This is a genomic window from Pseudomonas sp. RL_105y_Pfl2_101, assembly GCF_963970585.1.
GTDB lineage: Bacteria > Pseudomonadota > Gammaproteobacteria > Pseudomonadales > Pseudomonadaceae > Aquipseudomonas.
In genome coordinates, this window is sequence record NZ_CAXAPG010000010.1 from 163,480 (window position 1) to 176,651 (window position 13,172).

Below are 13,172 nucleotides of genomic sequence, written 5' to 3' on the forward strand. Positions count from 1 at the left end.
CGCTTAAAAAAAAGACGGTTGGCGGCTCGGTCGATACCGGCTCAGATCTTGTTGAACAGACCCAACTGGGCGATCTTGCTGAACGCCAGTTGCGAGGCCTGCAACATGGTCTGCTGCAAGGTCAGGCGAGTCATCACTTCGGCCGCATCGGAATCACGAATCGACGATTGAGTCTGGTTATTGGCCAACAGCAGGCTCTGGTTCGTGTCGCTTTGGGTTTCCAGGGCCTGACCACGCCCACCTACCGAGCTCAAGGCGCTGGACAACTGATCGGTGCCGCTGGCCAGGTTGCCGATACCGGAGGCCAGCGATGCCTGCAACTTCTGCAACGCAATCGGATCGTTGTTGGTCGGTGTGCTCAACGCGGTTTTCAACTGGTTAACAGTGTCCAGAATATTCTGGGTCTCATGGGTGTTGACCGCGATGCTGAACTGATCGTCAGCGGCAGGCGTTCCGTCCAGGGTAAAGCTCACACCCGAGGCGGTGGCCACGTTGCCGGCCAGGGTACCGCTGGACACCGGCTGGCTGTTGGCGGTCAGCGGCGCGCTGTAGAGGTCGAAATCGGTGGCACTGGTGAACTTCAATACGGCCGAACCGGTAGGGAAACTGGCGTGATAGGCCACCGGGTCGGTGATTTCGCTGCCAGTGACCTGGACCGTGGTCGGGTTGCCCGCGCTGCGGGTCGTGACAAAAGTATCCGGCTTGGCGGCCAGGGTGAAGGTGTGGCCAGGCAACACAGTGCCCGCGGTATCACCGGTTTGCAGGTTGATGTTCAGGGTCAGTTCCAGACCACGGAACTGTACCGCCTGACCACTTTTGCTGTTGGGATCAAAAGCACCGCCCTGACTGGCTTCGGCGGTGACGTCGTTGCCGCCGGAGTCGGTGATTTTTAGTTGCGTACCGCTGGTGAATTCAACGGTGTACGGCTCGCCGCTGCGGAATTTACTGTTGTAGGTGACACTGGACGACACTTGGCCGTTGGACAGCACCACGCGGCCATCATCCACCGCAGGCGCGGTCAGGGTGACCTGGCTGCGGCTGGTGTTGACGGCCTGCTGGAACACTTCCCAGCCGGTGCTGTTGGTGGCCATCGACATGGTGTCGCCGACAGGCAGGTCGAGGGTCACCTGGTCACCGTTATAGCTGTAGCTGCCATCGTTGTTGCGGGTGAACGGAATGGTGTCGCCCTTGGAGCCGGCGAAAATGTACTTGCCGTTTTCGTCCTTGCTGTTCATCAAGCTCAGCAGCTGTTCTTCGATCTGCGCCAGCTCCGAGGCGTTGGCCTGGCGATCGGCGTCGGTGTAGCCGGCGTTGCCGGCACCGACGGCCAATTCCTTGGCGCGCTGCAGCACGTTGCCAATGCTGGTCATCACCGCTTCAGTGGTGCCCAGGGTCGCCTTGATGGTGTTGGTGTTGGTTTCGTACTGAGCCAGCATCGACGCTTGCGTGCCCAGTTGCAGCAGACGCGAAGCCCCCACCGGGTCATCGGCTGCGGTGTTCACCCGCACCAGGCTGCTGGCTTCTTCGCTGGTCTTGACCACGTTGGCGAAGTTTTTCTGGTAGTTCGCAGCCGTGCTTTCGTAAAACTGGGAGGTGGAAATGCGCATGGGCTACGGCTCCTTAAAGACTGTTGATCAGCGTGCTGAAGATTTGCTGCGCCGCCTTGATAATCTGCGAAGACGCGGTGTAGTACTGCTGGAACTTGACCAGATTGCCGGTTTCTTCATCCAGGTCCACGCCCGACAGCGAGTCGCGGGCGTTCTTGGCGTTGTCCAGGATCGCGCCAGTGGCGGCGCTGTCGAGCTTGCCCTGGGCGGCCTTGGAACCTACGCCTTCCACCAGCTTGCCGTAGGCATCGTTCAGGGAAATACCCTTGCTGGAGGAACCGGTGTCCACGGTCTTGGCAGTCTGCAAGCCGGCCAGGACAGTGCCGTTACGGTTGTCCAGGCTGCCGGCCTGGCTGAGGCTGACGTTGATGGAGGCACCGTTGGACGGGGCGCCGGCAATGGACATGTCGAACGTGACGGTGCGTTGCACCGCCGGCACGGACGAATCCATGATCGGGTTACCGCTGGCATCCTTGAGCGGAACACTCAGGCTCAAGGTGTTGCTTTCGCCGGGCTTGATCGTGCCATTGCTGATCTGGAGGCCTTGGGCATCGAGCAGCTGGTACGCCTGACTGGTGCCATCGGCGGACGTCGCGCCGAACACCACCTTGACCGGCATGGAGTTCTTGATGCCGTTCTGGACGATGGTCGTGGTGGCGGCGTCGTAGATGTCCAGCTTCGTGGTCATGCTCGGCTGGCCACTGGCCGGGATGGTCAGCGTACCGCTGCCGCCCGGCGTGATGGCGGCGCCCAACGGGGCAGCAATCGCAAGCCGCTTGGAGTCGGTCATCTCAGTCTTGATGTTGGCCGCCTCGTTGCGGGTCGGCGTAAGCTTGAACGAGTCGCCGGCGGCGGCGGTGCCGTTGGCGAAAGTCATCGAGAAACCGTCGATCACGGGCGGCGGCGTGGTCGCAGTGTTGAACGCGCCCATTGAGGTGCCGTCGGGCAGGCGCTGGACGGTGTAGTCCGTGCCACTGGTGAACGTCACCTTGTAATCGTTGGTGGTCAGCTTGCCGGTGTCTTCGATGGCGATGTTGAAGTTGCCGGAGCCCACACTGTTGTTCAACGACGCAACGCTGCGCTGACTCATCTGCGCAGTGCTGTTGATATTGCTGAACAGGTTGGAGCCGAAGGCCCCGTTCATGTCGATGCCTGACGCCTGGATGCTGTTCATCTGGTCGGCGACCACCAGGGCCACGCGACCCAGCTCGTTCATGGCCGGGTCGAGCACGGTGCTGCGGTAGCGCATCAGGCCACCGATCTCGCCGCCAGTGAGCACCGACGTCAGGTCCATGGAGCTGGAACCGCTGTTGAGCTGGATACCAATACGCCCCGGATCGTTCTTGTCCGGCACCGCTTCCAGGGTATTGACGATATTGCCCATCACCAGTGGTTGGCCGGAACCCAGGTAGATGTCCAGGCTGCTGCCGTTCTCGACGACCTGCGTGCCGGTGAACGCCGAGAGCTGGCGAATGGTTTCGCTGCGGGCATCGAGCAGGTCATTGGGGGCGCCACCGGAGTTGGAGACTTCGGCGATTTTCTTGTTCAACTGCGCAACGGTGGCCGCCAGGTTATTAACCTGGTCGACCATGTTCGACAAGTTGCCATTGATGTTCTGGCTCTGCTCCGTCAACTGGTTAGCAACCGAATTGAAACGGTTGCTCAGAGCCTGGGCATCGCTGAGCAGCAACTGACGGGATGCATCATCACCCGGCTTGGCGTTGACGTTCTGCACCGAGGCGAAAAACTTGGTCAGCGCCCCGTTGAGACCGGTGCCGCTGTCCGACAACAGGGAGTCGAGCGGCGTGATCTGCCCCTGATAGGCCGCCGCGTCACTGTTGAGCGACGTGGTGGTTTTCAGTTGTGCTTCAAGGAAGGCGTTATACACCCGACGCACATCGGCCAGGGTCGTGCCGGAACCGATGAACACGTTGCCGTATTGGTTCGAGGCCTTGGTGGTCTGCACGGTCTGCTGGCGCGAATAACCGGCGGTGTCGACGTTGGCAATGTTGTTACCCGTGGTCACCAACGCAGTCTGGCTTGCTGACAGACCCGACATCCCTATATTGAGCAAACTCATGGTTCAGACCTTATAAAGTCGTGGTGGCGCCTGCAGAAGCGTAGTTTTGGTAACTCGTCATCTGCCGGGCTATGTTCGAAATCTTGCTGGCGTAGTGCGGATCGGTGGCGTAACCGGCTTTCTGCAACTCGCGTACAAACTGTTCTGGGTTATCGGCCGACTTCAGTACATCTTGATAGCGACTGTTGCTTTGCAGCAGGTTGACCAAGTCATGGAAACTGTCGCGGTACGAGGCGTAGGAACGGAACTCGGCCGTCTCCTTGACCATCGCGCCATTGCGGAATTCGCTGGTGATCGCCCGGGCCGAATCGCCCTTCCAATTGGCGCTGGCCTTGATACCGAACAGGTTGTGACTGCTGCCGCCATCGGGCTGGCGCATGACCGATTTGCCCCAACCGGTTTCCAGGGCGGCCTGGGCCACCAGGTAACGCGGGTCGAGGCCAATGCGGTCGGCCGCTTCCTTGGCCATTGGCAACATGGCATTGATGAATTCATCGGCATCGCGGAAGGCTTTGCGCGCCGGCGCCAACGGTGGCTGTGCCACGGCGCGGCCATAGACCTGCATGTCGCCTTTCGGCTCGGCGGCCTTGAGTGCGGCCAACCAGTCGCCATTGGCCAGGTCGCCAGTGGCCGGTTTGACGGCGCCGATGGCGCGATCCGTCAGGACGTTCTGCGCAGGCACATCGGCATTGACCGCCGCCGAAGGCACCAGCCCGGCGAGCAGGCGGTCGGCCAGTTTCGGTGGCAGGGCCAAGCGGCGCTGGTTGAGCAATTCCATGTCGTTGCGGTGGACACCCTCGGCCCCTTGCGGCGCACTCACGGCCCGCGAAGCCCACAACGGCCGCTGGCCACTGATACGCGACAACGGGCCGTCGGTGGGCAGGGTCCCGGCACCCAGCGGTGTCGGCACTGGCGCCTTGGCGACCTTGTCCAGCGCCTCTTGTTGCTTGGCAGCCGACAAGGTTGCCGCCTCGCCGGGGGCCAGTGGCTTGTTCTTGGACATCTGGCGCAGCAGCACATCGGCCAGGCCAATACCACCGCCTTCGCGGGACATGGAAACGGCCAACTGCTGGTCGTACATCTCCTGGTACTGCTTGGCTTCTGGCGTGTTCATCGGATTGTCCTTGCCCAAGGCCTCGGTGGCCGAGCGCATGGACTTGAGCATTTCGCCGAGGAACAGCGACTCGAACTCCTGCGCCACTTTACGCAGGTTGCTGTCGCTGTTCTTGTCGCCGACCTTGAGCTGGTTCAAGCGGTTCAGGTCCGAGTAGGAACCCGAGTCCCCGCTGATCAAAGCGCCCTTGCGCATATCCATGGCTCGCCCCTCAAATCACGATGAGGTCGGCTTGCAACGCGCCGGCCTGCTTCAAGGCTTCGAGGATCGCCATCAAGTCGCCCGGCGCCGCGCCGACCTGGTTCACCGCCCGGACGATTTCATCCAGGGTAGTGCCCGGACCGAACTTGAACATCGGCTTGGCTTCCTGCTCGGCATTGACTCGCGAGCGCGGCACCACGGCGGTCTGGCCGTTGGACAGCGGCCCCGGCTGGCTGACGATCGGGTCTTCGGTGATGGTCACGGTCAGGCTGCCGTGGGTCACGGCGGCCGGAGACACCTTGACGTTCTGGCCGATCACGATGGTGCCGGTACGCGAGTTGATGATGACTTTCGCCACCGCCTGGCCCGGGTCGACCTCAAGGTTTTCCAGGATCGACAGGTAGTCGACCCGCTGGCTCGGATCCAGCGGCGCCGTGACGCGCACCGAACCACCGTCGAGGGCCTGGGCCACGCCTGGGCCGAGCATGTCGTTGATCTTGTCGACGATACGCTTGGCGGTGGTGAAGTCGGAACGGTTGAGGTTCAGCGTCAGGCTGTTGCCCTGGTTGAAACCGCTCGGCACCGCACGCTCCACCGACGCACCGCCAGGGATGCGACCGGCCGACGGAACGTTGACGGTGATCTTCGAACCGTCGCGCCCCTCGGCATCAAAACCGCCGACCACCAGGTTACCCTGGGCGATGGCGTAGACGTTGCCGTCGATCCCCTTGAGCGGCGTCAGCAGCAGGGTGCCGCCACGCAGGCTCTTGGAGTTACCGATGGACGAAACGGTGATATCCACCTGCTGGCCAGGCTTGGCGAACGCCGGCAGATCGGCACTGACCGACACCGCCGCGACGTTCTTCAACTGCACGTTGCCAGAGCCGGCCGGCACCTTGATACCGAACTGCGACAACATGTTGTTGAAGGTCTGCAAGGTGAACGGGGTCTGGGTGGTCTGGTCACCGGTGCCGTTCAGGCCCACGACCAGGCCGTAGCCGATCAACTGGTTGGAACGCACGCCGGAAATGCTGGCGATGTCCTTCAAACGCTCGGCCTGAGCGGTAAAGGCTGCGGACATCATCAGGGCACCGATCAACAGCTGCTTAAGATTCAACGGGGCCACCTAGAAAGGGAACTTCGGGCTGAGGAAGAAACGGTCGAACCAGCCTGGCTGACTCGCATCGGCAAAGGCACCGGTGCCCGAATAGGTGATGCGCGCATCGGCCACGCGGGTGGACGAAACGGTGTTGTCGGTGGCGATGTCGTCGGCGCGAACCATGCCAGCGATGCGCACCAGTTCGTCACCGGTGTTGAGGGTCAGCCACTTCTCGCCGCGCACGACAATGATGCCGTTGGGCAGCACATCGGCGACGGTCACGGTGATCGAGCCGGTCAGGCTATTGCTCTGCCCGGACTTGCTGTCGCCCTTGGTGGCCCGGTCGGAGCCGTAGCCGGCGTTGAGGCTCAGGTCGCCGCCACCGATCGGGTTGTTGGTGGTCAGGCTGGAGCCGAACAGCGAGGTCAGGCCGACGCTGGTTTCGCTGGTCTTGTCGATCTGCGAGTTGGCGTTCTTGCTGGCCTGGGTCCGCTCGTTCAGGGTGATAGTGATGATGTCACCGACCCGGAAGGCCTTGCGGTCGCTGTACAGGTTCTGCTCGAAACCGGCCTGGTAGATCGAGCCATTGTTGGCGGCAGCCGGCAACGGCGTGCGCGGCAACACCGGAGCGTAGTACGGGTCATTGGGCCTGGGTGTCGGCGCGACACAGCCCGCGAGCGCGGTGATCCCACTCAGTGCCAGAACAGATACGAAGCGTTTCATGACCCTACCTCTTGGTGTTGCAGGCGACCCTGGGGCCGCCCTGTCTACGTAATGACGGACGTTGCGACGTGATTACAGATTCTGCGTAACGAACGAGAGCATCTGGTCGGCGGTGGAGATCACCTTGGAGTTCATCTCGTAGGCGCGCTGGGTGGTGATCATGTTGACCATCTCCTCGACAGTGCTCACGTTGGACGTTTCCAGGGTGTTCTGCAGCGTGGTGCCGAAACCGTTCAGGCCCGGGGTGCCGACTTGCGGCGCGCCACTGGCGGCGGTTTCCAGGAACAGGTTGTTGCCCACCGCTTGCAGGCCGGCCGGGTTGATGAAGTCGGCGGTCTGCAGGTTGCCGATCACCTGAGCGGCCGGGTTGCCCGCCACGGTGATGGACACGGTGCCGTCACGGCCCACGGTAAAGGTCTGGGCATCGTTCGGAATGATGATGGCCGGCTCCAGGGCGAAACCGCTGGCGTTGACGATCTGGCCGTTGGAGTCGAGGTGGAACGTACCGTCACGGGTGTAAGACGTGGTGCCGTCCGGCTGCAGAATCTGGAAGAAACCGCGACCGTCGATGGCCATGTCCAGCGGCTGCTCGGTGGTTTGCAGGCTGCCGGCGTTGAAGTTTTTCTGCGTGCCGACGATGCGCACACCGGTACCCACTTGCAGGCCCGACGGCAATTCGCTGTCCTGGGTCGACTGGGCGCCAGGCTGGCGTTTTACCTGATACAGCAGGTCCTGGAACTCGGCCCGATCACGCTTGAAACCCGTGGTCGAAACGTTCGCCAGGTTGTTGGAAATGGTCGTCAGGTTGGTGTCCTGGGCGGACAGACCTGTTTTGGCAACCCATAGAGCCGGAAGCATTCGATTCTCCTCGTACGCCTGTTTTTCGGCGCGACGCTTTAGTTAATGGTTAGATCTGCAAGACCCGAGCCATGGCCTCGTCGCCTTCTTTGGCGGTGTTCATCATCTTGACGTGAAGCTCGAACTGCTTGGCCAGGGCCAGCACCGAGGTCATTTCATCCACGGCATTGACGTTGCTCGCTTCCTGGAAGCCCGACACCAACTGCACGTTGGCATCGATGGGCGCCGCCTGGCCGTCCTTGGTCCGGATCGAACCATCCAGGCCCTTGGTCATGTTCTTGAGGTCCGGGTTGACCAGCTTGATGCGGTCCACTTCAGCCATCACCCGCGGGCCTTCGCCCATGGCGCGGATGCTGATGGTGCCGTCCTGACCGATTTCTATTTTCTGCTCTGGCGGCACGGCGATCGGACCGCCGTTGCCCATCACCGGCATGCCGTTGCCGGCGCGCAGCACGCCCAGGGCATCAACATTGAGGCTGCCGGTGCGCACGTAGCTTTCACCGCCATCGGGGTTCTGCACGGCCATCCAGCCCGGCCCACTGACCGCCACGTCGAGGTCGCGGCCGGTTTCCACCAGTGCACCCGGAGTGAAATCAGTCGCCGGCCGTTCGGACAGGGCAAAGGCCCGCGCCGGAAAGCTGTCGCCGAACACTGGCATCGAACGTGCCTGCTCCAGGTCTTTCTGAAAACCATTGGTGGAGATGTTCGCCAGGTTGTTGGCATGGGCCCGCTGCGCCAGTGCGTTCTGGCTGGCGCCGGTCATTGCCACATATAGGTACTTGTCCACTGTCGTTCCTCTGCATGCCGGACGTTTGCCGCCCACTGCTGTGTTGCACAGCCTCAAGCAATTTGCAGACCAACTTTTTTCTGGCGCTGATGGGCCCGACAAACAAAGGGCTTGGAGGTTCTGGAAGGCGTTCTGCAAATGTATCGAAGACGAAAAACCGGCGGTGTCGTGCCGGTTGGTGGCAATGCTTGTCCTTGAATAATGGCCACTGCTCGCGATGAGGCCAGCAAAACACAATAGATAAATAGCTACGACTCAGTCTTACCGACCTCATACTCGCGCAACTTGTTGGCAATGGTCGTATGGGAAACCCCCAGCCGCTTGCCCAGTTGCCGGCTGCTGGGATGCTCGGAGTACAGGCGTTCCAACACTGCTTTCTCGAAGCGTCCGACGATCTCGTCCAACCCACCCTCAAGGGAAAAATCGCCAAGGGGTTGGCGCACGCCATAGTCCGGCAGGCGAATATGCTCGGCCTTGACCGTGCCGCCGTCGCACAGGGAAACGGCCTGGAACAGCACGTTTTCCAACTGCCGAACATTGCCCGGCCAATGGTAGTGACTGAGGCGGTCCATCGCCGCCGGAGCCAGCTTGGGCAACGCGCAGCCGATCTGGCGACTGGCCTGGTCGAGGAAATGTTCCACCAGCGGCGCCAAGCCATCGAGGCATTCGCGCAGCGGTGGGATGTGCAAGGAAAGGACGTTCAAGCGGTGGTACAAATCCTGACGGAACTCTCCCCGGGCGCAGAGTTCGGACAAATCGACCTGGGTGGCGCAGATGACCCTGACGTCCAGGTAGACCTCTTCATCGCTGCCGACACGCCGAAAGCAACCGTCTTGCAAAAAGCGCAGCAGTTTCACTTGCAGCCGCGGGCTCATTTCCCCTACCCCGTCGAGGAACAGCGTCCCCCCGGCAGTCAGCTCCAGCAGGCCGAGCTTACCTTCGGCCCGAGCACCTTCGAAGGCACCCGGGCCGTAGCCGAACAGCTCAGTCTCGGCCATGGACTCGGGCAGCCCGGCACAGTTGAGCGCCATCAAGGGTGATTGCCCGCGCGGGCTCGCCAAATGGCAAGCGCGAGCCAGCAGCTCCTTGCCAGTACCGGTTTCGCCTTCTATCAATAGCGGCGCGTCCAGCGGTGCCATGCGCCGGGCCTCACGGACCACCGCCGCCATCACTTTCGAGCTCTGGAAAATACTGTCGAAGCCGCGCAACTCCTGCTTGCGCACGTTATAGATACGTTCGCCCACCCGGTCGGCCCGGTGCAGCGTCAACACCGCACCGGCCATGGCTTCGCTGTCGTCGTGCTCCGATTGCAGTGGCGCGATGTCGGCCAGGAACACATCGCCCTTGACCTTGACCCGCAGGCCATTGATGCGCGACTGGTTGGCCCGCACCAGTTCCGGCAAGTCGAAATCCTCGGCGTAGCGGGACAAGGGAATCCCCGGCACCTCGTCCACTCGCACCCCTAGCAACTGCGCCGCCGCCCGGTTGGCCGCAACGATGGAGCCGCCCATGTCGATGGACAGCACCGGGAACTCCAAAGCGCCGAGCAAGGCGTTGAGTTCCATGTGCCGACGCTCACTGGGCATCAGCCCTACACGCTTGACGCCAAATACCCCGGCAATGCCCTCGAATTTCGGACGCAGCGCCTGGAACTGGATGTTGATCAGGTTTGGGCAGTGCAGGTAAATCGCGTTGCCCTGCTCGCCACCGACCTCCCCCCGGGCGACGTTGATGCCGTACTCCACCAACAGATTGAGGATGTCCCGCAGGATGCCGATGCGATTCTGGCAATGGACTTTGATGCGCATGAAAAGGCCCGATGTGTAGTAGAAATTCGTGGTAAGCGAGCTTGTTCCCGCTTGTTGGAGCTACCGAGCGAAGCGAGGCTGCGATCTTTTCCCTGGCAGTTGAATCTCGAGCGAAAGATCAAGATCAAAAGATCGCAGCCTTCGGCAGCTCCTACGGCGCAGCCCGGCGGGGAGCACACGCCCTCACCATCGTTTTTCTGCTGGATGGTACAAATAATCGTCAAGATTATGTGACAGATGCAGGCCTTTTCCCAGCTGAAAAACCCAACAACATCGTACCTCCCGCCAAAACGTAACGAAAACTTTACGAACTAACCCTTCGGTCGTCCGATCCATCGCCGCCAAGCCGATGCGCATACCGCTGCTTCGAGCTATCTCTAATACATCGCTGGACATAACAACAACACGTCTTCCCCCCGAGGGAAATCAGCAGGAGAGCAGCATGAAGCAGACGCAGTACGTGGCCCGCGAGCCCGATGCGCAAGGTTTTATCCACTACACCGTCGAAGAACATGCGGTGTGGAACACGCTGATCACCCGCCAGCTGAAAGTCATCGAAGGCCGTGCGTGCCAGGAATACCTGGACGGCATCGACAAGCTTGGCCTGCCCCACGACCGTATCCCGCAACTGGGCGAAATCAACCAGGTGCTGGGTGAGACCACGGGCTGGCAAGTCGCCCGGGTGCCGGCGTTGATCCCCTTCCAGACCTTCTTCGAATTGCTCGCCAGCAAGCAGTTCCCGGTGGCGACCTTCATTCGTACCCGGCAAGAGCTGGATTACCTGCAAGAGCCGGACATTTTCCACGAGATCTTCGGCCACTGCCCATTGCTGACCAACCCCTGGTTTGCCGAATTCACCCACACCTACGGCAAACTCGGCCTACAGGCGTCCAAGGAAGAACGCGTCTACTTGGCGCGCCTGTATTGGATGACCATCGAGTTCGGCCTGGTGCAGACCCCGCAGGGCCGGCGCATCTACGGTGGCGGCATCCTGTCTTCGCCCAAGGAAACCGTTTACTGCCTGTCGGACGAGCCGGAGCATCAAGCTTTCGACCCGCTGGAAGCCATGCGCACGCCGTATCGCATCGACATCCTGCAACCGGTGTATTTCGTACTCCCCGAGCTCAAGCGCCTGTTTGACCTGGCCCACGAAGACATCATGGGCATGGTCAAGCGCGGGCGGGAACTGGGCTTGCACGCCCCGAAATTCCCACCAAAGGCGGCGTGAACCGCGTCTTTTAATCTCAATTGAGTCTGTTGCACAGCGCAGCTTTGCTTTAGCGTGGGTGCATCGACGTTTTCAAATATTCGATTCAGGAACACACCATGAACACTCTGAACCAAGCCCATTGCGAAGCCTGCCGCGCCGATGCCCCACAAGTCAGCGACGAAGAACTGCCGGTGCTGATCAAGCAGATCCCCGACTGGAACATTGAAGTGCGCGACGGCGTGATGCAGCTGGAAAAAGTCTTCCTGTTCAAGAACTTCAAGCACGCCCTGGCGTTCACCAATGCCGTTGGTGAAATCTCCGAGGCCGAAGGCCACCACCCAGGCCTGCTCACCGAGTGGGGCAAAGTCACCGTGACCTGGTGGAGCCACTCCATCAAGGGCCTGCACCGCAACGACTTCATCATGGCCGCCCGCACCGATGACGTGGCCAAGACCGCCGAGGGCCGCAAGTAATGCATTTCGATGCCATCGGCCGGGTACCCGGCGACCCGATCCTCGGCCTGATGGAGGCCTACGGGGCGGACGCCAACCCGAGCAAGTTCGACCTGGGCGTGGGTGTCTACAAGGATGCCCAGGGCCTGACGCCGATTCTTCAGTCAGTGAAGCAAGCTGAACAACGGCTGGTGGATCGCCAGACCACCAAGACCTACATCGGCGGCCATGGCGACGCTGCATTCGGCCAATTGATCAACGAGCTGGTGCTGGGCGCCGACTCACCGCTGATCAGCGCAAAACGTGCCGGCGCCACCCAGACACCGGGTGGCACCGGGGCGCTGCGCCTGAGTGCCGACTTCATCGCCCAATGCCTGCCGGGGCGTGGCGTATGGCTGAGCAACCCGACCTGGCCGATCCATGAAACCATCTTTGCCGCGGCCGGGGTCAAGGCCAGTCATTACCCTTACGTGGGCGCTGATAATCGCCTGGATTTCGAAGCGATGCTGGCGACCCTGAACCAGGCGCCCAAAGGTGATGTGGTGCTGCTGCACGCCTGTTGCCACAACCCCACCGGGTTCGACCTGTCCCATGAGCAATGGCACCAGGTGTTGGAGGTGGTGCGCAACCGCGACCTGCTGCCACTGATCGACTTCGCCTACCAGGGCTTCGGCGATGGCTTGGAGCAGGACGCCTGGGCGGTCCGGCTGTTTGCCCAAGCCCTGCCGGAAGTGCTGGTCACCAGTTCCTGCTCGAAGAACTTCGGCCTCTACTGCGATCGTACCGGTGCGTTGATCGTCTGTGCCCGGGATGCCGAGAAGCTGGTGGACATCCGCAGCCAACTGGCAAACATCGCCCGCAACCTGTGGTCGACACCGCCGGATCATGGTGCGGCCGTGGTCGCGACCATTCTCGGCAACCCGGAACTCAAGAGCCTGTGGGCCGATGAAGTCCAGGCCATGCGCCTGCGCATCGCGCAATTGCGCAGCGGCTTGCTGGAGGCCCTCGAACCCCATGGCTTGCGCGAGCGCTTCGCCCATATCGGCGTACAACGCGGGATGTTCTCCTACACCGGCCTGACGCCAGAACAGGTCAAGCACCTGCGCGAGCGCCACAGTGTCTACATGGTCGGCACCGGCCGGGCCAACGTGGCCGGCATCGACGCCACGCGCCTGGACCTGCTGGCCGAGGCGATTGCGGATGCGTGTAAATAACACCACCGTAGGCTGTTGA

The 13,172-nt window shown here is 61.6% G+C and carries 12 protein-coding genes; 4 read left to right on the top strand and 8 right to left on the bottom strand.

Annotated features, from left to right (window positions below; all coding sequences use genetic code 11):
- Positions 1–41: 41 nt before the first annotated feature.
- The 8 genes from AACY31_RS14285 to AACY31_RS14320 all read right to left on the bottom strand — a co-directional run bounded on the left by AACY31_RS14285 (position 42) and on the right by AACY31_RS14320 (position 10,277).
- On the bottom strand, positions 42–1,607 hold the full coding sequence (locus tag AACY31_RS14285; RefSeq protein WP_339480422.1) for a flagellar hook-associated protein 3: 1,566 nt from the start codon (positions 1,605–1,607) through the stop codon (positions 42–44).
- 13 nt (positions 1,608–1,620) lie between these two features.
- Positions 1,621–3,687, bottom strand: coding sequence for a flagellar hook-associated protein FlgK (gene flgK, locus AACY31_RS14290; protein WP_339504644.1), 2,067 nt, complete (start codon positions 3,685–3,687; stop codon positions 1,621–1,623).
- A 10-nt stretch (positions 3,688–3,697) separates the two neighbouring features.
- Entirely contained in the window at positions 3,698–5,002 is a 1,305-nt protein-coding gene (gene flgJ, locus AACY31_RS14295) for a flagellar assembly peptidoglycan hydrolase FlgJ (protein WP_339504646.1), read from the bottom strand.
- Between the two features lie 10 nt (positions 5,003–5,012).
- Positions 5,013–6,086, bottom strand: coding sequence for a flagellar basal body P-ring protein FlgI (locus AACY31_RS14300; protein ID WP_339480493.1), 1,074 nt, complete (start codon positions 6,084–6,086; stop codon positions 5,013–5,015).
- A 42-nt stretch (positions 6,087–6,128) separates the two neighbouring features.
- Positions 6,129–6,824: a flagellar basal body L-ring protein FlgH gene (flgH, locus tag AACY31_RS14305; RefSeq protein ID WP_207966010.1), complete on the bottom strand. Its 696-nt coding sequence runs from the start codon at positions 6,822–6,824 to the stop codon at positions 6,129–6,131.
- Positions 6,825–6,896: 72 nt separating this feature from the next.
- On the bottom strand, positions 6,897–7,682 hold the full coding sequence (gene flgG / locus AACY31_RS14310; protein WP_053146447.1) for a flagellar basal-body rod protein FlgG: 786 nt from the start codon (positions 7,680–7,682) through the stop codon (positions 6,897–6,899).
- A gap of 49 nt (positions 7,683–7,731) precedes the next feature.
- On the bottom strand, positions 7,732–8,469 hold the full coding sequence (locus tag AACY31_RS14315) for a flagellar basal body rod protein FlgF (RefSeq protein WP_253472393.1): 738 nt from the start codon (positions 8,467–8,469) through the stop codon (positions 7,732–7,734).
- A 248-nt stretch (positions 8,470–8,717) separates the two neighbouring features.
- Complete coding sequence (locus tag AACY31_RS14320; RefSeq protein ID WP_339480439.1) at positions 8,718–10,277, bottom strand: sigma-54-dependent transcriptional regulator; 1,560 nt, start codon at positions 10,275–10,277, stop codon at positions 8,718–8,720.
- A 41-nt stretch (positions 10,278–10,318) separates the two neighbouring features.
- Between AACY31_RS14320 and AACY31_RS14325 the strand changes: the two genes are divergently transcribed.
- The 4 genes from AACY31_RS14325 (at position 10,319) to AACY31_RS14340 (ending at position 13,153) form a co-directional block, all read left to right on the top strand.
- A complete protein-coding gene (locus AACY31_RS14325; protein WP_339504648.1) occupies positions 10,319–10,573 on the top strand; it encodes a hypothetical protein in 255 nt (84 codons plus the stop codon).
- Between the two features lie 146 nt (positions 10,574–10,719).
- A complete protein-coding gene (gene phhA, locus AACY31_RS14330) occupies positions 10,720–11,505 on the top strand; it encodes a phenylalanine 4-monooxygenase (protein ID WP_339480444.1) in 786 nt (261 codons plus the stop codon).
- A 98-nt stretch (positions 11,506–11,603) separates the two neighbouring features.
- Positions 11,604–11,960 (top strand): 4a-hydroxytetrahydrobiopterin dehydratase, encoded by a 357-nt coding sequence (locus tag AACY31_RS14335; RefSeq protein ID WP_003184087.1) that lies wholly within the window; start codon positions 11,604–11,606, stop codon positions 11,958–11,960.
- Positions 11,960–13,153 carry an amino acid aminotransferase gene (locus AACY31_RS14340; protein ID WP_339480446.1) on the top strand — a complete coding sequence of 398 codons (1,194 nt, stop codon included), beginning with the start codon at positions 11,960–11,962 and terminating at the stop codon, positions 13,151–13,153. Before AACY31_RS14335 ends, AACY31_RS14340 begins: the two co-directional genes overlap by 1 nt.
- Positions 13,154–13,172 lie beyond the last annotated feature (19 nt).

What these genes read in the sequence shown, in the direction of transcription:
- AACY31_RS14285 (WP_339480422.1), bottom strand. Translation starts at nt 1,607, where the DNA reads ATGCGCATTTCCACCTCCCAGTTTTACGAAAGCACGGCTGCGAACTAC.
- flgK (WP_339504644.1), bottom strand. Translation starts at nt 3,687, where the DNA reads ATGAGTTTGCTCAATATAGGGATGTCGGGTCTGTCAGCAAGCCAGACT.
- flgJ (WP_339504646.1), bottom strand. Translation starts at nt 5,002, where the DNA reads ATGGATATGCGCAAGGGCGCTTTGATCAGCGGGGACTCGGGTTCCTAC.
- AACY31_RS14300 (WP_339480493.1), bottom strand. Translation starts at nt 6,086, where the DNA reads ATGATGTCCGCAGCCTTTACCGCTCAGGCCGAGCGTTTGAAGGACATC.
- flgH (WP_207966010.1), bottom strand. Translation starts at nt 6,824, where the DNA reads ATGAAACGCTTCGTATCTGTTCTGGCACTGAGTGGGATCACCGCGCTC.
- flgG (WP_053146447.1), bottom strand. Translation starts at nt 7,682, where the DNA reads ATGCTTCCGGCTCTATGGGTTGCCAAAACAGGTCTGTCCGCCCAGGAC.
- AACY31_RS14320 (WP_339480439.1), bottom strand. Translation starts at nt 10,277, where the DNA reads ATGCGCATCAAAGTCCATTGCCAGAATCGCATCGGCATCCTGCGGGAC.
- phhA (WP_339480444.1), top strand. Translation starts at nt 10,720, where the DNA reads ATGAAGCAGACGCAGTACGTGGCCCGCGAGCCCGATGCGCAAGGTTTT.
- AACY31_RS14335 (WP_003184087.1), top strand. Translation starts at nt 11,604, where the DNA reads ATGAACACTCTGAACCAAGCCCATTGCGAAGCCTGCCGCGCCGATGCC.
- AACY31_RS14340 (WP_339480446.1), top strand. Translation starts at nt 11,960, where the DNA reads ATGCATTTCGATGCCATCGGCCGGGTACCCGGCGACCCGATCCTCGGC.